20 protein-coding genes are annotated in these 23,270 nt (G+C 71.7%); 11 read left to right on the top strand and 9 right to left on the bottom strand.

Annotated elements, in window-relative coordinates:
- A partial coding sequence (locus tag ACIGXX_RS12820; protein WP_399975236.1) for an IS110 family transposase occupies positions 1 to 678 on the bottom strand: 678 nt, incomplete at its 3' end.
- Positions 679 to 1,300: 622 nt separating this feature from the next.
- Between ACIGXX_RS12820 and ACIGXX_RS12815 the strand changes: the two genes are divergently transcribed.
- Both ACIGXX_RS12815 and ACIGXX_RS12810 read left to right on the top strand, forming a co-directional pair.
- Positions 1,301 to 2,098, top strand: a complete 798-nt coding sequence (locus ACIGXX_RS12815; protein ID WP_383818786.1) for an acetoacetate decarboxylase family protein — start codon at positions 1,301 to 1,303, stop codon at positions 2,096 to 2,098.
- A gap of 96 nt (positions 2,099 to 2,194) precedes the next feature.
- Complete coding sequence (locus ACIGXX_RS12810) at positions 2,195 to 2,767, top strand: MarR family winged helix-turn-helix transcriptional regulator (protein ID WP_351160272.1); 573 nt, start codon at positions 2,195 to 2,197, stop codon at positions 2,765 to 2,767.
- Between the two features lie 64 nt (positions 2,768 to 2,831).
- Here the strand turns inward: ACIGXX_RS12810 and ACIGXX_RS12805 are convergent, their stop codons facing one another.
- Positions 2,832 to 3,596, bottom strand: coding sequence for a gamma-glutamyl-gamma-aminobutyrate hydrolase family protein (locus tag ACIGXX_RS12805; protein ID WP_399975180.1), 765 nt, complete (start codon positions 3,594 to 3,596; stop codon positions 2,832 to 2,834).
- Positions 3,597 to 3,816: 220 nt separating this feature from the next.
- On the opposite strand from ACIGXX_RS12805, the gene ACIGXX_RS12800 reads away from it, so the two are divergent.
- From ACIGXX_RS12800 to ACIGXX_RS12780, 5 genes are read left to right on the top strand one after another with little or no spacing between them, the layout of a single operon-like run.
- On the top strand, positions 3,817 to 5,343 hold the full coding sequence (locus ACIGXX_RS12800) for an aldehyde dehydrogenase (protein ID WP_399975177.1): 1,527 nt from the start codon (positions 3,817 to 3,819) through the stop codon (positions 5,341 to 5,343).
- Entirely contained in the window at positions 5,336 to 6,253 is a 918-nt protein-coding gene (locus tag ACIGXX_RS12795) for a 3,4-dihydroxyphenylacetate 2,3-dioxygenase (protein WP_399975174.1), read from the top strand. The genes ACIGXX_RS12800 and ACIGXX_RS12795 overlap by 8 nt, the downstream gene beginning before the upstream one ends.
- Entirely contained in the window at positions 6,250 to 7,104 is an 855-nt protein-coding gene (locus ACIGXX_RS12790; RefSeq protein ID WP_399975172.1) for a fumarylacetoacetate hydrolase family protein, read from the top strand. Before ACIGXX_RS12795 ends, ACIGXX_RS12790 begins: the two co-directional genes overlap by 4 nt.
- Before the next feature lie 26 nt (positions 7,105 to 7,130).
- Positions 7,131 to 7,322, top strand: a complete 192-nt coding sequence (locus ACIGXX_RS12785) for a ferredoxin (RefSeq protein WP_351160262.1) — start codon at positions 7,131 to 7,133, stop codon at positions 7,320 to 7,322.
- 6 nt (positions 7,323 to 7,328) lie between these two features.
- Positions 7,329 to 8,552 carry an NAD(P)/FAD-dependent oxidoreductase gene (locus ACIGXX_RS12780; RefSeq protein ID WP_399975168.1) on the top strand — a complete coding sequence of 408 codons (1,224 nt, stop codon included), beginning with the start codon at positions 7,329 to 7,331 and terminating at the stop codon, positions 8,550 to 8,552.
- Positions 8,553 to 8,728: 176 nt separating this feature from the next.
- Here ACIGXX_RS12780 and ACIGXX_RS12775 read toward each other — a convergent pair whose 3' ends face one another.
- On the bottom strand, positions 8,729 to 10,741 hold the full coding sequence (locus tag ACIGXX_RS12775) for a glycogen debranching N-terminal domain-containing protein (RefSeq protein WP_383818775.1): 2,013 nt from the start codon (positions 10,739 to 10,741) through the stop codon (positions 8,729 to 8,731).
- Positions 10,734 to 12,188, bottom strand: a complete 1,455-nt coding sequence (locus tag ACIGXX_RS12770) for an MGH1-like glycoside hydrolase domain-containing protein (RefSeq protein WP_383818949.1) — start codon at positions 12,186 to 12,188, stop codon at positions 10,734 to 10,736. The genes ACIGXX_RS12775 and ACIGXX_RS12770 overlap by 8 nt, the downstream gene beginning before the upstream one ends.
- 137 nt (positions 12,189 to 12,325) lie before the next feature.
- Here ACIGXX_RS12770 and ACIGXX_RS12765 point away from each other — a divergent pair, with 137 nt between their 5' ends.
- The 3 genes from ACIGXX_RS12765 to ACIGXX_RS12755 all read left to right on the top strand — a co-directional run bounded on the left by ACIGXX_RS12765 (position 12,326) and on the right by ACIGXX_RS12755 (position 17,189).
- On the top strand, positions 12,326 to 13,591 hold the full coding sequence (locus tag ACIGXX_RS12765) for an ROK family protein (RefSeq protein WP_351160254.1): 1,266 nt from the start codon (positions 12,326 to 12,328) through the stop codon (positions 13,589 to 13,591).
- 406 nt (positions 13,592 to 13,997) lie between these two features.
- Positions 13,998 to 16,733, top strand: a complete 2,736-nt coding sequence (gene ppdK, locus ACIGXX_RS12760) for a pyruvate, phosphate dikinase (RefSeq protein ID WP_351160251.1) — start codon at positions 13,998 to 14,000, stop codon at positions 16,731 to 16,733.
- Between the two features lie 216 nt (positions 16,734 to 16,949).
- Positions 16,950 to 17,189 (top strand): hypothetical protein, encoded by a 240-nt coding sequence (locus ACIGXX_RS12755; RefSeq protein WP_361462504.1) that lies wholly within the window; start codon positions 16,950 to 16,952, stop codon positions 17,187 to 17,189.
- Between the two features lie 55 nt (positions 17,190 to 17,244).
- On the opposite strand, the gene ACIGXX_RS12750 is transcribed toward ACIGXX_RS12755, so the two are convergent.
- The 3 genes from ACIGXX_RS12750 to ACIGXX_RS12740 all read right to left on the bottom strand — a co-directional run bounded on the left by ACIGXX_RS12750 (position 17,245) and on the right by ACIGXX_RS12740 (position 20,361).
- A complete protein-coding gene (locus ACIGXX_RS12750) occupies positions 17,245 to 17,799 on the bottom strand; it encodes a hypothetical protein (RefSeq protein WP_366462042.1) in 555 nt (184 codons plus the stop codon).
- A 95-nt stretch (positions 17,800 to 17,894) separates the two neighbouring features.
- Positions 17,895 to 18,479 carry a hypothetical protein gene (locus ACIGXX_RS12745; protein ID WP_351160243.1) on the bottom strand — a complete coding sequence of 195 codons (585 nt, stop codon included), beginning with the start codon at positions 18,477 to 18,479 and terminating at the stop codon, positions 17,895 to 17,897.
- 10 nt (positions 18,480 to 18,489) lie between these two features.
- Entirely contained in the window at positions 18,490 to 20,361 is a 1,872-nt protein-coding gene (locus tag ACIGXX_RS12740; protein ID WP_399975163.1) for an APC family permease, read from the bottom strand.
- Between the two features lie 272 nt (positions 20,362 to 20,633).
- Here ACIGXX_RS12740 and ACIGXX_RS12735 point away from each other — a divergent pair, with 272 nt between their 5' ends.
- Positions 20,634 to 21,161: a hypothetical protein gene (locus tag ACIGXX_RS12735; protein WP_351160239.1), complete on the top strand. Its 528-nt coding sequence runs from the start codon at positions 20,634 to 20,636 to the stop codon at positions 21,159 to 21,161.
- A gap of 147 nt (positions 21,162 to 21,308) precedes the next feature.
- Here ACIGXX_RS12735 and ACIGXX_RS12730 read toward each other — a convergent pair whose 3' ends face one another.
- Positions 21,309 to 22,280 carry an oxidoreductase gene (locus ACIGXX_RS12730; protein ID WP_399975159.1) on the bottom strand — a complete coding sequence of 324 codons (972 nt, stop codon included), beginning with the start codon at positions 22,278 to 22,280 and terminating at the stop codon, positions 21,309 to 21,311.
- 89 nt (positions 22,281 to 22,369) lie between these two features.
- Positions 22,370 to 23,146 carry a glucose 1-dehydrogenase gene (locus ACIGXX_RS12725; RefSeq protein WP_351160234.1) on the bottom strand — a complete coding sequence of 259 codons (777 nt, stop codon included), beginning with the start codon at positions 23,144 to 23,146 and terminating at the stop codon, positions 22,370 to 22,372.
- Between the last annotated feature and the right edge of the window lie 124 nt (positions 23,147 to 23,270).

Genomic DNA, 23,270 nt, shown 5'->3' with positions numbered 1-23,270 from the left:
GGTGAAGACATCGTTGATCAGTCGCTCGGCCATCCGCGGGGCCTTCGGCCGGATCAGGTTGATCAGCCGTCGGCGTCCGGCTTTGCGGATCTGGGCCGGTGAGCCGAACTGGTCCAGCATTTTGAGCACGGCCGGGTGCTGCATGCGCGGGCCGATCACTCGCTCGAGGTGCGGGTGGATCTGGGTGAACAGGCCGCGGAGCCGGTTGGAGAGGCGGTTGGCTTCGGCGGCGAGGTCGTCGTCGAACCCGACGATCATCTGGAGTTCGGCGATGGTCTCGTCGTCGAGGTCGACCGAGCGCAGGGTGTGCGGCATCGCCCGGGCGGCGTCGGCGATGATGAACGCGTCTTTCGCGTCGGTCTTGGCTTCGCCGGGGTAGAGGTCGGCGATCCGGCGCATGGTCAGGCCGGGCAGGTAGGCGACGTGGCAGCCCAGGTCGCGGGCGACGGCCAGCGGCAGGGCGCCGATGGAAGCGACCTGGTCGACGATGACGAGCACGGTGCCGTGCTTGGCCTGCAGTTTGGCGAAAACCTCGCGGAGCTTGGGCTCGCTGTTGGGCAGCCGCTTGTCGAAGGTCTTTGTGCCGGTGGGTGTGAGTGCGGTGGCGTGGTGTTCGCCCTTGCCGACGTCCAGGCCGAGGTAGACGTCGATGTCGCTGGTATCGATCACGTCGTGCATCCTTCGGTGCTGTTCACCCGGCCTTGGCACGGCACTGATCGCCACATCCACATTACGAAGAGCCTCCCGACCTGCGAAAAGGTCGGTGGTCATGCCCCTAATCAGCGGTCTGTCAGTGCCTCCGGAGCTGGTGACACCACCCCCCAGGCCATGTCCTCGACAAGGGGAGGTAGTCATGCCAACTCCGAAGGCCGGTAACCCCGTTGCGGGGCTACGAAAACGGTAATGGGGGGGGTTGCGGGGGGACTGGCTTGGCGCCGCGGGGTGTTGGGCCACGCAAGGACCCCTCCCACCCACCCGCCCGTTCACCCCGCATCCACCCCTGGATGAACGAGCCTCTCCCACCCACCCGCCCGCAACTCCGCATCCAACCCTGGGCGAACGAGCCTCTCCCGCCCGCCCGCCCGTAACTCCGCATCCATCCCTGGGCGAACGAGCCTTTCCCGCCCGCCCCCCCGTAACAGGGCTCAGGTGTCGAAGCGGCCCCGCGGCGATGGCGAGGGCGGGCATATCGGCTCGGTCCCGACCGGCGGCCGAGGGGCGCCGTAGCGCTCCCGGTGGTGAAGGCATACCGTACGGGTCCAAACGAAAGTGCTGCCAGCATCCACGAAGGAGCCCGCCGATGGCCGTCGCCGGAGTGCACGGATTCTTTCCGCCCAAGACCGCGACGGGCCGCTCCTCCCTCATCCCGGCCCCGCCCTGGCACTACTCGGGCGACCTGCTCACCATCGAGTACCGCACCAACCCGTCCCGAGTACGCGAACTGCTGCCCGCTCCCCTCGACCTGGCCGCCGACGACCCCGGCGCGGTAGCCCTCATCTGGGCCGACTGGCAGTCCTGCGGGGACTCCAGGGCCGAACTGCTCGACCCCGTCCGGGCCCAGTACAAGGAGTGCTTCGCCGTCGTGCGCTGCGCCCACCGCGGCCGTACCTACTCCCGCTGCGTCTACATCTGGGTCGACAAGGACTTCGCCGTCGCCCGCGGAATCCACCAGGGCTACCCGAAGAAGCTCGGCTCGATCCACCTCACCCGCCCCCACCCCTTCGGCCCCGCCCCCCGCATCGAGGCGGGCGCCGCCTTCGGTGCCACCCTCGCCGCCGCCGACCGCCGCCTCGCCCAGGCCGTGGTGACCCTGCGCGAACCCTCCGAGACGAACGGCTTCGTCAACGCGCACCCCATGGCCCACCACCGCCAACTCCCCGCCGTGGACGGAAAGGGGCTGGCCCTCGACGAACTCATCGCGTCCGGTGCCGCCTCCTTCGAGGGTGGCCAGGCCTGGTCGGGCGAGGCCGAGCTCGACCTCTTCGACGCGCCCACCGAGGAGTTGTCCGCGCTGACGATCCAGGAGCCGATCGGCGCGTACTACCGCCAGGTGGGCGTGACGTGGAACGGCGGGACGCTGCTGGAGCGGGGCCTGTAGCAGGAGCCCGCGTTATCGTTCGAGCCCGTATGGAATGTGAGTGGCGCTGGTGATACGTCGCCACCACTGGCACCACAAGAACGAGGAGACACGGACGTGACGGGCTACCGCTCCATCCGCGAGACCGAGAAGGCGGTCCGGGCCAAGCTCGGCGGCACCCCCGTCGCGTACGAGCAGATGGCCGCCGTCTCCAACATCTACCGCGCGGCGTCGGCCGTCCGGCAGCACTTCGAGAACTCCGTGCTGCGCGGGGCCGAACTGACGTGGACGTCGTTCGTGGTCCTCTACGTGGTCTGGATCTGGGGCGAGATGGAGACGCGGTACGTCGCCGAGGAGGCCGGGATCTCCAAGGGCACGCTGACCGGGGTCGCCCGGACCCTGGCGGGGCGGGGCCTGCTGGAACGGCGGGGCCACCCCGGCGACGGGCGGCTGGCGCTGCTGCGGCTGACGGGGGAGGGGGAGCGGCTGATGGAGAAGGTGTTCCCCCAGTTCAACGCCGAGGAGGCGTTTGTCGCCGACGGTCTCACGGACGAGGAGTGCAGGGTCCTCGCGGACCTGCTGCGGAAGATCGTGGTGCAGACGGAGGAGAAGGGGGAGGAGCGGCGGCTGGAGCTCCTGGACGGCGCGGACCCGGCTCCTCGCCGGAGCGGGCGGCGGGCCAAGGGGTAGAACCGGCCGCCCCGAAGCCCCGAAGCCTTGCGCACCGTCATCACCGGCTCCGCCGAGTTCGTCCTCACGCGCCGGACGGGCTGAAATCCTTCAGCCCCGCCGCCTGGACCAGCGCCCCGAACAACCCCTGCTGAGCCGCGTCCGACGCCGCCGTGTCCTCCGGGTGCCACTGGATCGCCGCGAACCACCCTTCCCCGCCTGGTAGTTCGAGCGCCTCCACCGTCCCGTCCGCCGCCCACCCCGTGGCGACAAGACCCCGCCCGAGCCGCTCCACGCACTGGTGGTGGAAGCAGGAGGCGGACACCGTCTCCGCGCCCAGCGCACGGGCCACGGTCGAACAGGCCGCCACCCGCACGGGATGCACCACATGCCGATGCGCCCCCTCTGTTACCCCCTCCACCTCCACCCCACCCATGTCCTGCCGCAGCGAGCCGCCCAGCGCGACATTCACCACCTGCAGCCCCCGGCACACCGCAAGCACCGGCAGGCCGCAGGTCAGCGCGCGCCGTGCGAGGGCGAAGTCGAACGCGTCCTGGGCGTCGTCCACGTCGTACACAGCACCGTGCACCTCCGAGGGGGAGCCGCCCGCGTACCGCCAGGGCGCCACGTCCCCGCCCCCGGGCAGCAGCAGCCCCTCACACCGCGCGAGCCGCGCCGCCGCCTCCCCGGGCGGGCCCGGCAGCATCATGAACGGCTCGCCGCCCGCACGGAACACCGCCTCCGCCAACGCACGGGCCGTCACCACCGCCTCGTACCGAAGAGCGGAGGTCGACGCCGCGTACCGCTGCGGCAGGGCGATCAGCGGGCGGCGCCTCAGAGCTGGTTCCACGCTTCGGCCCGGCGTATCCAGTCCTGATGGCTGCCGCTGGCCAGTGCGTCGTCCGGCATGGATGCCTCCTGGGTGCCGTGGGGCACGTACAACGGCGTCTGCGTCTGTGTCTCTCGTTTGAGGTCAAACGGTAGCCGAACGGGGCGGTCTGATCGAGGGGTTGACCGCCTCGCCCCGCCGCTCCTAATGTTGTTTGGGTTCAAACGAACTGGAGGACGTCATGGCTTCCCCCGACCCCGCGCCCCCGCCGCACACGGCCGCCGTCGCCGGTGTCCCCGTCGACATCCGGCACTGGATCGGCGGCAAGCGCGTCACCTCCGCGACCGCCGCTGCCTCCTCAGGCGCCTCCGCCACCTTCACCGACCACTCGCCGCTCGACGGCGCCCCGCTCGCCGAGATCGCCCGCGGTGGCCCCGCGGAGGCGCGGGCGGCCGTGGTCGCGGCCCGTGAGGCCTTTCCCGGCTGGGCCGCCACCCCGCCCGCCGAGCGCGCCCGGCTCCTGCGCGCCGTCGCCGACGGGGTCGAGGCCCGCATCGAGGACCTCGCCGCGGTCGAGACCGCCGACAACGGCGCACTTCTGCGCTCCCACCGCCGTGGCGTCATGCCCCGCGTCGCCCACAACCTCCGCTACTTCGCCGACCGCCTCCTCGCCCTCGCCCACGACGACTTCGAGACCAGGGGCCACACGAACCACGTGAGCTGGGACCCGGCGGGTCCGGCCGTCCTCATCACGCCGTGGAACGCCCCGCTGATGCTGGCCAGTTGGAAGATCGCGCCCGCGCTGGCCGCCGGGAACACCGTCGTCCTCAAGCCCGCCGAGTGGACCCCGCTGACCGCCTCGCTGTTCGCGGACATCGCGCACCAGGCGGGGCTTCCGTCCGGGGTCCTCAACGTGGTGCAGGGGTACGGCGCCGAGGTGGGCGAGCCCCTTGTCGCCGACCCCGACGTGCGCCGGATCAGCTTCACCGGGTCCGTACCCACCGCACGGCGGATCGCCGCGGCGGCGGCCGAGCACCTCGTGCCGTGCAGCTTCGAGCTGGGCGGCAAGTCGCCGCTGCTCGTCTTCGCCGACGCCGATCCGGAGCTCGCGGCCGGCCTCGCCGTCGAGCAGTTCGACAACGCGGGGCAGGTCTGCCTGGCCGCCACCCGCATCCTGGTCGAGGAATCCGCGCGCGACACCTTCCTCGGTCACTTTCTTGACCGGGTAACGAAGTTGACCCAGGGAGATCCGCGCGACGAGGCCACCGACGTCGGGCCCACCATCCACCCCCGGCACGTCGAACGCGTCGACGGATTCGTGCGCCGCGCTCTCGAAGCGGGCGCCAAGGCGGCCACCGGCGGCGGCCGCAACGAGCGGCTCGGCGGCAACTACTACCTCCCCACCCTCCTCACCGACGTCGCCCAGGACTCCGAGATCGTGCAGGAAGAGGTCTTCGGGCCCGTCCTCACCCTCCAGACCTTCCCGGACGGCGACGAGGACGAGGCCGTACGCCTCGCCAACGACACCCGCTTCGGCCTCGCCGCGACCCTCGCCACCGGCGACCGCGAGCGCGCCGACCGGGTCGGCGCGCGGCTCGTCGCCGGCACGGTCTGGGTCAACTGCTTCTTCGTACGCGACCTCTCCGCGCCCTTCGGCGGCTCCCGCGCCTCGGGGATCGGGCGCGAGGGCGGCGACTGGTCCTTCGACTTCTACTGCGACCTGAAGAACACCGTGACCGCGCCGAAGGGATGGGCCCGCCATGGGTGAGATCGTCGGGGCGGGACTCCTCGCCCACGTGCCCACCATCGTGCTGCCCGAAGAGACCCGCAAAGAGCTCAACGAAGGCCGCGAGATCAGCCTCGTCCCCGGCCTGCGGCGGCTGCGCGAGGAAGTCTTCGAGACCCTCGACCACGACACCGTCGTGGTCCTCGACTCGCACTGGGCCACCACGGTCGAGTTCGTCGTCTCGGCGCAGGCACGCCGTGCCGGGCTCTTCACCTCGGAGGAGTTGCCGCGCGGCATGTGCAGGATGCCGTACGACTATCCCGGCGACCCCGAACTCGCCTTGTCCGTCGCGGAGTTCGCCGACCGACACGGCACGTGGATCACCCCGATCGACGACCCGTGCCTGCCGGTCCACTACGCCACGATCAACCTCTGGAAATACCTGGGCGAAGGCCTCCCGGACAAGAAGTGGCTCTCGATCGGGGTCTGCCAGACCGGCGACACCGAGGACCACCTGCGGCTCGGCCGCGCGCTCGCCGACGGGATCGCCGCACTGCCCGACCGCAAGGTCGTCCTCGTCGCCTCCGGCGCGCTCTCGCACACCTTCTGGCCGCTGCGGGAGCTGCGCGCCCACGAGTCGAGCGCCCCGTCCCACATCCGTACGCCCGAGGCGCGGGCCGCGGACGAGCAGTGCATCGAGCGGCTCGAACGCGGCGACCACGCCGAAGTCCTGCGCACGATGCCGGAGTTCCTCGCCCACAAGCCCGAGGCGCGCTTCGGCCACTACCTCATGATGATCGGTGCTCTCGGAGAAGAGCGGTGCTCCGCTCCGGGGCGCGCCTTCAGCGACTACGAGAACTCGGTCGGCACCGGCCAGATGCATCTGTGGTTCGACCGCCCCGCCGGGGGCTGGTCCGTCACCACCGCCGAGAGTGAGGCCTCCCTCGTATGACGACCACCGTCGAGTACCGCCGCGTCCTCCTCGAAGGCGCCGCAGTCCAGGTCGTGCGGGAGGGGGAGGAGCTGGTCGCCGCCGACGGCCGCCGGGTCAAGGCCGCACAGGCGCACCACCTGCCACCCGTACGCCCCACCAAGGTCATCGCCGTCCACCTCAACCACCGCAGCAGGGTGCGGGAGTTCGGTGTCGGCCTGCCGCCCGCGCCCACCTACTTCCACAAGCCGGTCTCGGCCCTGAACGCGCACGGCGGCGCGGTCGTCCGCCCAGAGGGCTGCAAGTACCTCAACTACGAGGGCGAGATCGGCATCGTCATCGGCCGGACCTGCCGCAACATCGCTCCCGCCGACGCGGGCGCGTACATCGCGGGCTACACCGTCGCCAACGACTACGGCCTGCACGACTTCCGCGACACCGACGCCGGTTCGATGCTGCGGGTCAAGGGCTCCGACACGCTCTGCCCGCTGGGCCCCGGCCTCGTCACCGGATGGGACTTCCACGGCAAACACCTGCGGACGTACGTAAACGGGAAGCAGGTGCAGGACGGTTCGACGGACGAGATGGAGTGGGACATGCACTACCTCGTCGCCGACATCGCCCGCACGATCACGCTGGAGCCGGGCGACGTGCTCCTGTCCGGCACCCCCGCGGGCTCCCGGCCCGTCCGGCCGGGAGACGTCGTCGAGGTCGAGGCCGAGGGCCTGGGCCGCCTCACGAACCACATCGTCACCGGCCCGACGGCCGTCCGCTCCGACGTCGGAGCCCAGCCCACGGAGTCCGAGGAGGTCGTCTCGACGGCTCTCGGGGGCGACTGGGAGTTCCGCGGAGTACGAGCGCCGCGCAGGTAATGGGTCCTATATCCCCGGGAGTTCACATGCTCAAGGTCACCGTCGACCTGGACGTCTGCCAGGACCACGGGCAGTGCGTCTTCGCCGCGCCGGACGTCTTCACGCTCGGCGAGGACGGCCACCTCGCGTACGTCGAATCGCCCGACGAGGCCCTGCGCGCCGACGCGGAGGACGCCGCCGACGTCTGTCCGCTGCAGGCCATCCGGGTCGAGGGCTGACCTGCCGTGGCCTCGGCGGGAATCGCCGTCGTAGGGGCGTCGCTCGGCGGTCTGCGGGCGGCGGAACAGCTGCGGGCGGCGGGCTGGGAAGGCCCGATCACGCTGTACGGGGACGAGCCCCATCTCCCCTACAACCGCCCGCCGTTGTCCAAGGAGGTACTGGCGGGCGAGGCACCCCCCGCCGCCACGGCACTGCGGCACCGTCCGAGTGTCGACGACGTCGCATGGCGGCTGGGCACGGCGGTCGCGTCCGCCGACCTGACCGCCCGCACGCTCACGCTGGCCGATGGTTCGGTCCATGCGTACGAGGGCCTGGTGGCCGCTACAGGGGTGCGGCCACGGAGGCTTCCCCTGGCGGCCGGGGGCCCGCCGAGGCATGTCGTACGGACACTGGAGGACGCGGCCGCGCTGGGCGCCGAACTGGCCGAGGGGGTACGGGTGTTGGTGATCGGTGCGGGCTTCATCGGCTGCGAGGTGGCGGCGACGGCGCGCAAGGCGGGCTGCGAGGTGACGGTGGTCGCGCCGGAGGCCGAGCCGATGATGCTGGCGGTGGGGGAGGAGCCGGGGAGGGTGCTGCGGGGGCGGCACGAGGGGCGGGGGGTGCGGTTCCGGATGGGGCGGCTGGTGTCCGAACTGGGCGATGGATGCGCGGTGTTGGATGACGGGGCGGAAGTCGCGGCGGACGTACTGGTGGAAGCCGTCGGTTCGGTCCCCAACACGGAATGGCTGGCGGCCACCGAAGGCCTCGACCTCACGGACGGCATCCTCTGTGACGCGCATCTGCGCATCGGGGGGCTTGCGCACGCGGTGGCCGTGGGGGACGTGGCGCGCTTCCCGAACCCCCGCTACGGGCCGGTCGCGCGGCGGGTCGAGCACTGGTCGATGCCGGCGGACTGCGCGAAGCACGGGGCGCGGGTGCTGGTGGCGGGGCTGGGGGGCGCGCCACCGCTGCCGCCGCCGCCCGGCTTGGTGCCGTTCGCGCCGCTGCCGTCCTTCTGGAGCGATCAGTTCGATGTGCGGGTGCAGTCGTTCGGGCTGCCGGGGGTGGGGGAGGAGGTCCGGCTTCTGGAGGGTGAGCCGGGTTCTGGGGGCGGGGATGTGATGTACGGGTACTACGTGGGGGAGCGGATGGTGGGGGTCGTGGCGCTGGGTGGGGCGAGGGCGGTGGCGCTGGCGGGGCGTTGTCGGGCGGAGCTGATGGCATCGCCGGAGGGGGCGGGGTTGGCGTAGGGGCGGGCCCTGCGGGGCTTTCCCCCATCCCGCCCCTTCCCGAAACCATGGGGCTCCGCCCCCTGGACCCCCGACAAGATGTCCTCAAACGCCGGACGGGCTGGATATAGCCCGTCCGGCGTTTGAGGACGAACTCGGCGGAGCCGGTGATGACGGAGACCAAGGCCTCGGCTCAGCTACCCGCCCACCGCACTCAGCAGCGCCAACGGCGCCGCCGCCGAGCGCGATTCGCGTACGCACGCGTGCGGATACGGAACCGGCCCCGGATAGGAATCCCGCCCATACCCGGCGAGCACCTCCGGCAAGCGATCACCACCCCGCGACGCCGCCCCCACAAGACCTCGCGCCACCGCCCTCGCCTCGTCGTGCAGCCCATAGCGTGCGAGCCCCAGCGTGATCAGGGCGTTGTCGTGCGGCCACACCGAACCCCGGTGGTAGGAGAGCGGGTGGTAGGCCCCCTGGCCCGCGGCCAGGGTTCGTACTCCCCAGCCCGAGAAGAAGTCCGGCTCCAGCAGGCGGCGGCCCACCGCCTCCCCGTACTCCTTGTCCAGGAGTCCGGACCACAGCAGGTGGCCCGCGTCCGAGGCGAGCGCGTCCACCTGGCGCCCCTCGCCGTCCAGGGCCAGCGCCGGAAAGCCCTGCCCCGGCATCCAGAAGTCCCGCTGGAAGCGGTCCCGCAGGTCGGCCGCCGCCTGCGTGAGCAGGTCCGCGTACACCGCGTCGCCCCACACCGTGCGCGCCAGCCACGCCGTGCGGCCGAGCGCGTCGTACGCGTATCCCTGCGCACCCGCCGCCATCACGGGCCCCGAGGCCCTGCTGCCGTCGGCGGAGCAGATCGCGCCGGGGGAGTCCTTCCAGTTCTGGTTGGCGAGGCCGCCCTCGTCCGCGCGGTAGACGAGGTAGCCGCGCGAGGTCAGGCCGCCGTGGTCGAGGATCCAGCCGACGGCGGCCCGCGCGTGCGGCTCCAGGCGGCGGGCCAGGGCCGTGTCGCCGGTCTGCTCCGTGTACGCGCCGAGCAGGACCAGGAACAGCGGGGTGGCGTCCACCGAGCCGTAGTAGCGCCCGTACGGCACCTGCCCGAAGTGCGCCAGCTCGCCGTACCGCACCTCGTGCACGATCTTGCCGGGCTGGGCGACCGTCCCCTCGGTGGCCTCCGTCGCCTGTGCGGCGGCGAGCGCGGGGAGGGTGGCCGCGGCCAGGCGCGGAAGGTAAGGCAGGGCGAAGAGCGAGGTCATGAGGGCGTCGCGGCCCAGGAGCGTCAGGAACCAGGGGACCCCCGCCGCCGGGACGCTCAGCGCCTCGCCGTCCGGTCCGCTCGCGGGCACCTGGAGTACGGCGAGGTCCGCGAGGCCCCGCCGACACGCGGCCGCCAGCTCGGGCCAGCCGCCGGGGATCTCGATGCCCGACGCGAACTCCGCCTCCAGGGAGGTGAGTTGCTCGGCTGCCTCCGGCGGTCCCGCTGGAGCCTGCGGCCGAGGGGCCCCGTGCGGGTACGCCGTGACACGCAGTGCCACCTCGGCCGTGGCGTGCGCGTCCAGGTCGAGCGTCCAGACGAGCCGCCGCGCGCCCGTCCCCGTCTCCTCGACCGCGTCCGGGGCGGGCTCGGCCGTCACGGACGTACGGGAGCACCACTCACGGCGCCGGTACGCGAACTCGATGCCCTGGATCGGGTCGCCCTCGCCCTCACTCCCTCCGCCGGCGCCTCCGCCCCCGCCTCCGCCCTCGCGTCCGCCGATGACCTTGCGCGACCTGACGGCGCCCGTCTTGGCGTACGTACGGTGGTCGGAGCGCAGCTCGAACTGGTCGGTGAAGTCGGCGTCCACGGTCAGCGCGAGCCGGACCGTCGTCGGTACCGGGCGATTGCACGTGACGCGCAGCGACTCGACGAACGCGCCGTCCGTCACCGCCTGTTCGCGGAAGAGCGTGCAGGACGCGGGTTCCTGCCTGCCGCCGCGCGGGACGAGGACGCACCGTGCGACGCCCGTGTCCGCGTCGGCGTCCGACACCGGCGCGAGGATCTCCGGGACGGCCCCGTCGACCGTCAGCTGCCAGCGGCTCAGATGCCGGGCGTCGCGCACGAACAGACCGTCCGGAGCCGTGCCGCCGCCCCGCACCCCGCTGATGTCGCCGCCCGAGCCGAGCACCGCGAACGTAGCGCCCCGCACCAGTGGTTGACGCCGATCAGTCATCCCTGAACCCCTCCCTCACCACCGTCACGGGAGGCACACCTGCGGGCCTCCCGTGCGGCTCGTCGTCACGCCCGGCGGGATCGTCGAGCAGCAGATCCAGGGCGAGCGCGGCGCTCCAGCCGAAGCCGCGCGCACCGCAGCCACGCCCTGTGCAGGGGTCCACGTACTCCGCGAACCCGGACTCCCCGGCCACATCGAGCAGCGAGCGCCGCAGGCCGTCCGCCCGCGCGCGCTCGCCGTGCAGCCGAAGTCCCCGCTCCAGCAGCCAGTTGGTGTTGAACCACGCGGGCCCGCGCCAGTACCGGCGCGGGTCGAAGGCGCTTCCCGTGAGGTCGTAGCTCGGCACGAGCCGCGCGGGGCCGCCGAGACCGAAGTGCGGTCCGCACGCGGTCCGTACGAGTGCGGCGGCGACGGGGTGCGGCAGCGCGGGCAGGATCAGCGGGACCAGGCCGCCGACTCCGCGCTCGGGCACCAGGTCCCCCGAGCGGTCGCCGGAGCGGCCCCCCGGACGGTCCGCCGAGCGCAGGTCGCGGCAGAAGAACAGGCCCTGTGCCGGGTCCCACAGGCGCTCCACGAGCGTGCGCGTGAGCGCTTGCGCACGGGATTCCCGCGCGCGGGACGCGTCGTGCAGGCCCAACTCCGCCTCGATACGGGCCAGTGCGTGCTCGGAGGCGATCAGGAGGGCGTTGAAGGAAGGGTCCTCAACGGCGAACTCGCCCGCCCCGTCGGCGTACCGACGATCGCGGTAGTCCGCTGCGAGCCGTACGTATCTGCCGTAGTCGAGGTCGGTCGGCCTGTCCTCCGCGGCGCCGTGGTCCAGGTCGGCGCGGCGGTACGCGGCCGGGTCCGCCGGGGTCACGCGGCTCAACGGGGCGTCCCAGCAAGGGCTGTTGTCCATGCCCTGCTCCCAGGGGTGGATCACCGAGGCCAGGCCCGCGCCGCCCGCGTCCCTGCGGTGCAGCAGATAGTGGTGCCAGGCGGCGAGCCGGGGACGGGCGCGGGCCAGGAACGAACGGGCCCGGGAGAGGCCGGGGTCGGAGCGGTGGACCAGCCAGACGGCGAGCGCGTGGACCGGGGGCTGCACGATGCCGGAGGTCTGCACGGCACCGGGTGCCCCGGCCGCGCGGCCGGCCGTGGTGGAGCGCCAGAAGTCGGGGCTGGGAAAGTAGGCGTCCAGGGGGACGGAAGGGTTGAACACGATGTGCGGGACGCGGCCGTCGCCCCACTGGGCGGAGAACAGCGTCTCCAGCTCCAACTGCGCCCGTAAGGGGGAGAGATGGCGCAGGCCGATCGCGATGAACGCGGAGTCCCAGGACCACTGGTGCGGATAGAGCTGCCGGGAGGGGACCGTCGACGTGCCCGTCCAGTTGGCCCACAGGACCTCGGCGGCGCGCTCGCGCAGCGACGCCGTGACACGGCGGGCGGTCAGCTGGGCCGTACGGCCCACGTTCGTGCGGTCCACGCGGTTCTCCCCGAAGGGCTCGACACCCTGTCAGTTTGGTGTTGTCCACCCTAGAGTTACGTCTACTTAACACGCAAAACTCAATATGTAACGTGGAGTTGATGAGCGCAAGGGGAGAACGGATGTCGGAGCGAGCGGGTCACGAAGGACAGGCTGCGGGGGGACGCGCGGGCGGGCAGTACGCCGGCGCCGGGGACCTGCTCCACCTGGTGCGCAGCGGGCGGGCCACCACGCGCGGCGCCCTGCAGCAGGTCACCGGGCTCTCCCGCGCCACCGTCGGCCAGCGCCTCGACCGGCTCTTCCGCGCGGGCTGGCTGCGGGAGGGCGTGGGCGGCGTCCCCGGCAAGGCCGACAAGGCGGGCTCGCCGCTCGGCGGGCGCCCGGCCGTCCGGCTGGAGTTCGACGACGCCCACGCGGTCGTCCTCGCCGCCGACCTGGAGACCCGGCACGCCCGCACCGCCCTGCTCGGCCTCACCGGCGAGATCCTCGCCGAGCACGCGGAACCCCTGGCGATCGAGGACGGCCCCGAAGCGGTCCTGGGCGAGCTGGGCGTCCGCTTCGCCGAGCTGCTGCGCAAGACGGACCGCGCCCCCGCCTCCGTCTGCGGCATCGGGCTCGCCGTGCCGGGCCCCGTGGACAGCGAGACGGGCCGCGTCGTCCAGCCGCCGATCATGCCGGGCTGGGACGGCTATGACATAAGAGGCCGCCTGCGCCGCGCCTTCGCCGAGCAGACGGGCGGCCCCGCCGACATCCCGGTCCTCGTGGACAACGACGCGAACCTCATGGCGTACGGCGAACAGCGCGCCTCGCACCCGGAGTGCTCGGCCTTCGCCCTGGTCAAGGTCTCCACCGGCATCGGCGCGGGCGTCGTCGTCGACGGCGCGGTCTACCGGGGCATCGACGGCGGCGCGGGGGACATCGGCCACATCAGGGTGCCGGAGGGCGCCGGGGCCCTGTGCAAGTGCGGTTCCTACGGCTGCCTGGCCGCCGTGGCCAGCGGCCGCGCGGTGGCCCGCCGGCTGACGGAGGCGGGCGTCCCCGCGGCCTCGGGGGCGGATGTGCGCCTACTCCTGGAGGCGGGGAACCCCGAGGCGGTGGGCTTCGCGCGCGAAGCGGGGCGGCACGTGGGGGAGGTCCTCGCCACCGTCGTCACACTCCTGAACCCGGGAGTTCTCATGATCGCCGGAGATCTGGCCGGAACGCCGTTCCTCACCGGGGTGCGCGAACTGCTCTACCAGCGGGCCCTGCCCCGCTCCACCGCTCATCTGGAGGTCGTCACCTCGCGCCTCGGCGAGCGCGCGGCCCTCATCGGTGCGGGAACGCTCGTGGTGGAGCACTTGTACGCCCCCCGGCGGGCGGAGGAGCGGCTCGCCGCGCTCGGCGTGTGACGGACGCGTGTCCGTCTCGATCCGGAGTCCGGATGCTGACATCCGGCCGCCTCAAACGGCGTGATTCTCGCCACCCCTGATAGGGCTTGCGCTCAGATGAGCGCATCGAGGCCGACTGCACTTCTCCAAGGGGTGGCACTCAGTGCCACTGCTCGATCATTCATGAGGTGAACTCACATCTGAGTATGGGCCGCTCATTCGAGCGAATCACCGGGTCTACGGGAGTTGCGTCTTCAAGAGTTGAACGCATGGGTGCTCGTCCAGCTACCGCCGAGTTACTTTCGATCTACTGGCGGACGGGTGGTTACAGCCGTATGACGCACAAGTGGACGTACCCAGGCGCCTTCGATCTGGGTATGTTCCTCGCCGTCAGGGCAGCCACCGAGTCCTCGAGGAGTCGAGACCCGTGTCGGAAAACAAAGATCCCCACGTAGCGCAGAACGATGCGGCCGTGAAGTTCGTCTACGACTTCACCGAGGGCAACAGGGACCTCAAGGACCTTCTCGGCGGAAAGGGCGCGAACCTCGCCGAGATGACCAACCTCGGGCTGCCCGTCCCTCCGGGCTTCACGATCACCACAGAGGCCTGCAAGACCTACCTCGCCAGCGGCGAGGAGCCGGTAGAGCTGCGCGACGAGGTCAGCGCGCACCTCGACGCCCTCGAGCAGAAGATGGGCAAGAAACTCGGTCAGGCCGACGACCCGCTGCTCGTCTCCGTCCGCTCGGGCGCCAAGTTCTCGATGCCCGGGATGATGGACACCGTCCTGAACATCGGGCTCTCCGACAAGTCGGTGACGGGCCTGGCCAAGCAGTCCGGCGACGACCGCTTCGCGTGGGACTCCTACCGCCGCCTCATCCAGATGTTCGGCAAGACGGTCATGGACGTCGACGGCGAGCTCTTCGAGGACGCCCTGGAGGCCGCCAAGGCCGCCAAGAAGGTCACGGTCGACACCGACCTGGAGGCCGGCGACCTGAAGAAGCTGGTCACCAAGTTCAAGAAGATCGTCAAGACCGAGGCCGGGCGCGACTTCCCGCAGGACCCGCGCGAGCAGATGGACCTCGCGATCCGCTCGGTCTTCGAGTCGTGGAACACCGACCGCGCCAAGCTCTACCGCCGCCAGGAGCGCATCCCCGGCGACCTGGGCACCGCGGTCAACATCTGCTCCATGGTCTTCGGCAACCTCGGCCCGGACTCCGGCACGGGCGTCGCGTTCACCCGCGACCCGGCCAGCGGCCACCAGGGCGTGTACGGCGACTACCTGACGAACGCCCAGGGCGAGGACGTGGTCGCGGGCATCCGCAACACCGTCGCGCTCGCCGATCTGGAGCAGATCGACAAGAAGTCGTACGACCAGCTCATGCAGATCATGGAGACCCTTGAGACGCACTACAAGGACCTCTGTGACATCGAGTTCACCATCGAGCGCGGCCAGCTGTGGATGCTGCAGACCCGCGTCGGCAAGCGCACCGCGGGTGCCGCCTTCCGCATCGCGACGCAGCTCGTCGACCAGGGCCTGATCGACGAGGCCGAGGCGCTGCAGCGCGTCAACGGCGCCCAGCTCGCCCAGCTGATGTTCCCGCGCTTCGACGAGGACGCGAAGGTCGAGCAGCTGGGCCGCGGCATCGCCGCGTCACCCGGTGCCGCGGTCGGCAAGGCGGTCTTCGACTCGTACACGGCCATCAAGTGGTCGCGTTCGGGCGAGAAGGTCATCCTCATCCGCCGTGAGACCAACCCCGACGACCTCGACGGCATGATCGCCTGCGAGGGCATCCTCACCTCGCGCGGCGGCAAGACCTCGCACGCCGCCGTCGTCGCCCGCGGCATGGGCAAGACCTGTGTCTGCGGCGCCGAGGACCTGGAGGTCGACACCAAGCGGCGCCGCATGACGGTGGGCGGCACCGTCGTCGAGGAGGGCGACGTCGTCTCCATCGACGGCTCGACGGGCAAGGTGTACCTGGGCGAGGTGCCCGTGGTCCCCTCGCCGGTCGTCGAGTACTTCGAGGGCCGCATGCACGCGGGTGCCGACGACGCCGACGAGCTGGTCGGCGCCGTGCACCGGATCATGGCGTACGCGGACCGAGTACGACGCCTGCGCGTCCGCGCCAACGCGGACAACGCCGAGGACGCGCTGCGCGCCCGCCGCTTCGGCGCCCAGGGCATCGGCCTGTGCCGCACCGAGCACATGTTCCTCGGCGAGCGCCGCGAGATGGTCGAGCGCCTGATCCTCGCCGACGCGGACGAGGCCCGCGAGGAGGCCCTCAAGGAGCTGCTCCCGCTCCAGAAGCGCGACTTCGTGGAGCTCTTCGAGGCGATGGACGGCCTTCCGGTCACCGTCCGTCTCCTGGACCCGCCGCTGCACGAGTTCCTGCCGGACATCACCGAGCTCTCCGTCCGGGTGGCGCTCGCCGAGTCCCGCAAGGACTCCAACGAGAACGACCTGCGCCTGCTCCAGGCCGTGCACCGCCTGCACGAGCAGAACCCGATGCTGGGCCTGCGAGGCGTACGCCTGGGCCTGGTCATCCCCGGCCTGTTCACCATGCAGGTACGGGCCATCGCGGAGGCCGCGGCCGAGCGCAAGAACGCCAAGGGCGACCCGCGTGCGGAGATCATGATTCCGCTCGTCGGCACGGTCCAGGAGCTGGAGATCGTCCGCGAGGAGGCCGAGCAGGTCATCGCCGAGGTCGAGGCGACGACCGGTGTGGAGCTGAAGCTGGCGCTCGGCACCATGATCGAGCTGCCGCGTGCCGCGCTCACGGCGGACCAGATCGCGGAGGCCGCCGAGTTCTTCTCCTTCGGCACGAACGACCTCACGCAGACCGTCTGGGGCTTCTCGCGCGACGACGTGGAGGCGAGCTTCTTCACGGCGTACCTGGAGAAGGGCATCTTCGGGGTCTCGCCCTTCGAGACCATCGACAAGGACGGCGTGGGCAAGCTGGTCAAGGACGCGGTCAAGGCCGGCCGGGCCACCCGCCCCGACCTGAAGCTCGGCGTCTGCGGCGAGCACGGCGGCGACCCGGAGTCCGTCCACTTCTTCCACGAGGTGGGCCTGGACTACGTCTCCTGCTCCCCGTTCCGCATCCCGGTGGCCCGCCTCGAGGCGGGACGCGCCGCCTCGGAGTCGGCGGGCAGCGACCACCGGTAGCACTCCGGGACCGACGCCGTGTCCCCGACCCTCACCGATGCGGCGTCGGTCCCGGTTCACCACGAAGGGGCAGCTTCCTGTGCGGGGGAGCTGCCCCTTCGAGCAGTGGGGACGACAGCGCCCGCGGCCGGACATAGGGTGGAGATGCCGGGAGCAGACACGGGCACCACGGCAGAGCACCGCGGACCCCGCTCCTGACTCACACCAGGACGCATCATGGTCATCGCACGCAGGGCCGCGGCAGCAGCGGCCATGGCGGCTTTCGCGCTCGGAGGCGCGACCGCAGGCGTCAGCGCCACGCAGCTCGTCTCCCAGGCGGACACCAGCATCACGCAGGCCGATCGCAAGCCCCGGCCGCTGCAGCCGGTCTCGCCCCCTGGGCTCGTGGAGTCCGGAGTGGACCGTCCGGACGAGGCGAACACCCCGCTCACCGGGCGTGGAAACCAGTTCAAGTAGCCGGCCGCTGACCCGCTGCCCCGCTGACCCACTGGCCTCTCGCCGCCCAGGCGACTCATTTCGTTCTCAGGCCGCGGCTTCCGGCTCGGTTCTTAGCGATGTTCCGTGTCTTCCTGGTGTTGGCCGACGCGGCGACCAGGGCCAGTACCGCCGGCGACGTCGACCACTCGGCGAGGTGGCGCTGCATCCAGTCCGTGACCTCCGCCAGCTCGGCCGGTGTCGGCACGTGACCGTCCTCGACGGACAGGTGGAACAGCCAGTCGTGGATGCGTCGGCGGATGAAATCGCGGTACGCCTCCGTCGTGAACTGGTCGATCTCCGGCAGCAGTTCGGCCGACCACTCCCCAAACTCGGTGGGGCCGGTCGCCTGCGTCGCGATCTCGTCCACGAGGGCGACCACCGCCGTCTTGGACCCCAATTCGTCGGGGTCGCGCAGGATCGTGGCCACGATCGCGCGGTCTCGGTCGCGGCTTCGCGAGGAAGCGGTCACCGAGACGACGCGCAGGTACGCGGCCGTCCGGACGTGGTCGTCCGCGACGGCTTCGTCGACGTCCACGTCGAGGATGCCGGTCTCCGCCAGCAACTCGGCCACATCGGAACGCAAGGGCATCGCTTCATCCCCTTCCCGCGGGGCTACTTGGGACGGAGCGGCGGACGGCATACGGGTACGCGCCGTACCGGCCGGCGGCGTGGGGCTGAGCTCGGTCAGTCTTCCAGGAGGGACTTGAGCTCGGCCAGGCGCTCCCGCCAGAACACCTTGTACGCCGCCACCTCCGCCGCGTCCCGCAGCTTCTCGTGGCCGACGCCCACCACCGTCTTCTCCGGGCCCTTGGCCGTGAGCGTCACGGAGACGCGGGTGGTGGTGCCTTCGGCGTCCTTGAAGTCGGCGGTCACCGACTTGGCGGGGCGGTGCGTGCGGAGGGTGAACTCCACGTCGGGGAGCCAGCGGGCGCGTACGCCGTCGTCCGCGAAGGCCTCGACGACCCGCGCCGCCGTGGCGTCGATGGTCTTGCTGCCGCTGGTCCGCCACGCGCCCGTGCTGCTCTGGCCGACCTCCCGCAGCCCGCGCTCCTGTTCGTAGCCGACGGCCACGGACTGGGCGTACCAGCCGTCGACGGCGTGGTCCTCGCGGACGTGGCGGGCGATCGCGGTGTGGCCGCGGGACGCGGCACCCCAGGCGTCGAGCACCGCGAACCACTGCGGCCAGTCCTTGCCGGTCGCCTCGCGCAGCGTCTCGTCCGACAGCTTCTCGGTGATCCTCTTGCCCGTGCTTCCGCCGCTCCCGCTCATGGCGCCGACGCTAGGACCGGCTCCGCCCCGCCGCAAGGCGGAACCGCAGGCGGCAGATGACCGCGTCGGTGTCCCTGCGGACGGCGTGCGCGAGGACCGAGCCGCGCTGGTTCTGGAGCAGGCGCTGCCAGACGTGGGCCGGTTCGACCTCGGGGATCAGGACGGTGACGCGGGTGGTGGGGTGGTACGTGTAGATCTTCCTTACGTACGCCGACACCGGCCGCCCGACCGTCCGCGTCCGCGAGGGCAGCTCCACCAGGTCGACGCCCGGGTTCCACAGCTCCCAGTCGCGGCGCAGCGCCTCCGACGCGCGCCGGTCCTCGGGGTCGGGGTGGGTGACCGTGACCGCGCGCACCTCGTCGCCGAGCGACACCGCGGCGTTCAGGGCCTCGCAGGTGAGGCGGGACAGGTGGGACACGGGGACGATGACCAGGGAGTGGTCGCGGTGCGGGGGCTCCGGGACGCGGCCGAGGCCCAGGTCGTCGCCGATCCGGCGGTAGGCGCGGTGCACGGCCTCGAAGCAGAGCACGATCGCGGGCAGCGCGAGCACGATCAGCCAGGCGCCCTCGGTGAACTTGGTCGCCGTGACGACCACCGCCGAGATGCCGGTGAGGACCGCGCCGAAGCCGTTGAGCAGGGCCTTCGCGGGTTTGCCCGCCGTGCGCCAGTGGAGAACCATCCCGGTCTGGCAGAGCGTGAAGCCGACGAAGACGCCGATCGCGAAGAGCGGTACGAGCGTGTTGGTGTCGCCGCCCGAGAAGACGAGCAGCGCGGCCGACACGGCGGCGAGGGCGAGGACGCCGTGCCGGTGGACCTGGCGGTCGGCCTTCAGGGCGAAGACGTGCGGGAGGTAGTTGTCCCGGGCGAGCAGGCTCATGAGGACCGGCAGGCCGCCGAAGGACGTGTTGGCGGAGAGGGCGAGCAGGATCATCGTCGTGAACTGCACGACGTAGAAGGCCCAGTTGTGGCCGAGCGAGGCGTCCGCGAGCTGCGCGAGGACCGTGACGCCCTCCACCGGCTGGAGCCCGAAGCGGGAGATCAGCGCGGACAGGCCGATGAGCATCACCCCGAGCAGCGCGCCGAGCGCGACCTCCGCGTGCTGGGCGCGCTTGACGCGCGGGGTGCGGAAGGACGGTACGGCGTTGGCGATGGCCTCGACGCCGGTGAGGGCGGAACAGCCCGACGCGAACGCCTTCAGGAGGAGCAGCGCGCCGACGGTCGTGGCGTTGTCGGCGAGGGCGGACGCGTGCCCCTCGGCGGCGGCCGTGCTGACTGGGCCCGCACGGAACAGACCGATCGTGATCATGGTCAGGATCGCGGTCACGAATATCGCCGTGGGGGCGATGAAGACGCGCGCCGAGTCGACGATGCCGCGCAGATTGACCGCCGTGACGAGGACGAGGACGGCCAGGCAGATCGCCACCCGGTCGCCGTACAGCTCCGGGAAGGCGGAGGTGAGCGCCGCGACGCCCGCGGTGACGGCGACGGCGACGTTCAGTACGTAGTCCAGGACCAGTGAGGCCGCGGCGACCAGGCCCGCGCGGCGGCCCAGGTGGGTCTTGGCGGCGGCGTAACTGCCGCCGCCGTCGGGGAAGGCGGCGATGACCTGCCGGTAGGAGGCGACGAGCACGGCGAGCAGGGCGGCGATGCCCAGCGTCACGGGCAGGGTGAAGCCGAGGCCGTGGCCGCCTGCTGCCGCGAGGACCAGGACGATGGCCTCGGGGCCGTAGGCGACGGAGGCCATCGCGTCCAGGGAGAGCGCGGCGAGGCCTTGGACGGCGGTGAGGCGGTGGCGGTCGGTGGGGTCGACCGTCTTCTCGGTGCCTGGGGTCCTGGTGCCCGGGGTCTCGATGTTCGGGGTCTCGGAGACGGTGTCGGTCATGGGCGGGGCCCTCCAGGCGGGTTCGATCGCTTGAGCGATGCCCAGCGTGAGGGGGCCGTGGGTGGGCCGCGGGCGGCTTTGGCGGCTCTTTGGCGCGTACGGCGGGGATCTTCACGCCTCTTTGACGCGGGGTGCCATCAGGCATCAGCGGCCGCCATCAGGTGCCATCCGGCGTCGTCGGGCGTCAGCGGTGCGTCAAGGAGGGCGGGGGAGGAGTATGCGGGCCGTCAACACCGCTGACGTGGCGCGCGGTCCGTCCTACGGTGCCGCACATGACACATGCCAGGGGTGGCGTCGGGGACGGTGCCGTGTCCGACCGGCGCTGGGGAGCCGATGTGCGGGCCGCCGCGTTCTGCGCTGCCGCGCTCTTCGTCCTCATCGACCTCGTCGACTGGGCGAACGGCACGTTGGACGCGCCGCGGGGCGGGTTGTGGGCGGGGCTTTCGGGGCTGCTGTACCTGGTCCTGCATCCGGTGCGGGTGACGGCGGGACCGGGGTGGCTGGCGGTGCGGGGGCTGCTGCGCCGCCGGCACGTCTGTACGGGGCTGTTGACCGCGGTGCGGCACAGCGAGGGGATCGCGGCGCGCCTCGTGCTGTGTGACTCGCTCGGGAATCGGGTGGAGGTGGATCCTCAGGTGCTCGCGGAGAATCCGCTGCTGCTGCACCGGTTGGACGCGGGGGCGCGGGACGCGGTTGCCTGCGGGCTGCTGCGGACGGGGTCCGAGGTGCTTGGGCGGCTGTCCGCCCGGCTTGACGGCGATGCGGCGAGGGGGGTCTTCGAGGCGTCTGGCCTGCGGTAAGGGCGGGGTCGCTGCGGGTCACTCCCCAACCCCGCGGGGCATTTCCCCCTCCCCGCCCTCCCCGAAATCCCGCTCGGCGCAGGGGCCTTGGTGACCGCCGATCACCGGCTCGGCCGAGTTCGTCCTCAATCGCCGGACGGGCTGTGTCTAGCCCGCCGGGTACCGCACCCCGGTAAGACCCTCCGAAGCCTCCCAGAGCCGTTCCCCCGCAGCATCGTCGAGCGTCCACTTCGCCCGCCACGACTTCCCCGGCGCCCCCTGCCACCCCAGCACCCGAGGGCCGGTGAACGAGTCCGGGCGGACTCCCCGTGCCGTCGCCGCGTACAGCGTCGGCAGTGCGCCCGCGGTCGCCGACTGGGCCAGGGCGCGGTTGCCCAGCCACATCACTCGCTCGGCGAGCCTGCGGCCCTCCAGCTTGGGGGCGGCGGCCTGGAGGTTCGTCTCCGCGTAGCCGGGGTGCGCCGCGGCCGCCACCACGTCGGAGCCGCTCGCCGCGAGGCGTCGTGCCAGTTCGTGGACGAACAGGAGGTTCGCCGACTTGGAGCGGCCGTACGCGATCCAACGCCGGTAGTTGCGCTCGCTGTTGAGGTCGCGCAGGTCGATGTTCCCCAGTGCGTGGAACGCGCTGGACACCGACACGATCCGGGCCCCCGGCGTCCGCAGGAGCCGGGGCAGCAGCAGACCCGTGAGCGCGAAGTGGCCCAGGTGGTTGACCCCGAACTGCGTCTCGAAGCCGTCCGCCGTCTGCATGTAGGGCAGCGCCATCACGCCCGCGTTGTTGACGAGGAGATCGAGGCCGCCGCCCCCGCCGCCGCCCCCGCTCCCCTCGCTGTCCCCACTGCCCTCGCCGTCACGGTCGTACGAAGCTGCGAACTCCCGCACCGAGCCGAGGTCCCCCAGGTCGAGCCGCCTGAACTCCGCCTGCGCCGAGGGAACTTCGGAACGCAGTCGCTCCAGCGCCCGCGTCCCCCGCTCCTCGCTCCGGCAGGCGAGGGTGACGCGCGCGCCACGGCGGGCGAGTTCGCGTGCGGTGACATAGCCGATGCCGCTGTTGGCGCCGGTGACCACGGCCGTGCGGCCGCTCTGATCGGGGATGTCGCTCGCGTTCCAGCCCGTCATGACACAGCTCCCTCTGCTTGGGCGCACGCTGGTTCTTACTCACGCTGGTTCTTACTCAAGAGTAAGTGGTGCGAGCCCAGGGCAGGGAGTCAGGCAGCCGCACCCCCGTCGATCACGAGATCCGCGCCGACCACCGACGCCGATTCGTCCGAGGCGAGGTAGAGCACGGCGGCGGCGACCTCTTCCGTCGACGAGACGCGGCCGAGCGGTGTCGCGGTCTTCATGCGCTCCGTGCGCTCGGCCTCGCTCTCGCCGCCCTGGAGCGACATGCTCGTGTCCGAAGAGCCGGGGCTCACGGCGTTGATGCGTACCCCGTCCCGGATGTGCTCGGCCGCCGCGCCCTTGGTCAGCGCGGAGACCGCCGCCTTGGTGGCGGCGTACGCGGTGGTCCCCGGGACGCGGATGTGGGCGCCGAGGGTGGAGGAGATGTTGACGACGGTCCCGCCGTTCGGCTGCGTACGCATCTGCTTCACCTCGGCCTGCAGGGCGAGCAGTACGCCGGTGACGTTGATGTCGAGCATCGTCCGCCAGTCCTCCTCGGGCAGCTCCGCCACCGGCTGCCCGGCGCGCAGGACGCCCGCGTTGTTGACGGCCACGTCCAGGGAACCGAACCGCTCGACCGTGGCGTCGACGAGCGCCGCGAGATCCGCGGAGCGCGAGACGTCGGCGGTGACGGCCAGTGCCGTGCCTCCGGCGTCCTCGATGAGCCCCACGGTCTCCTTGAGCGGACCTTCGGTGCGCCCGGCGACGACGACGTTGGCGCCCTCGGCGGCGAAGGCGAGCGCCATGGCACGGCCGAGGCCGGAGCCGCCGCCGGTGACGAGGGCCGTGCGGCCGGTGAAACGGGTGCGCGCTGCTGAAGTCATGAGAGAGACTCGTTTCTTTTCTTGAACGATCGGTTCAGTATCAGGGCATGAAAAAGAAGCCGGTGAGGCCGGGGAGCCAAGGAAGCCAAGGAAGCCAAGGAAGCCAGGGGGGTGAGGGAGGTCG

Source organism: Streptomyces sp. NPDC055243 (assembly GCF_044544025.1).
In the GTDB taxonomy this organism is placed as follows: Bacteria; Actinomycetota; Actinomycetes; order Streptomycetales; family Streptomycetaceae; genus Streptomyces.
The sequence above is the reverse complement of the archived record's forward strand: the minus strand, read 5'-3'. Positions and strand labels throughout refer to the sequence as shown.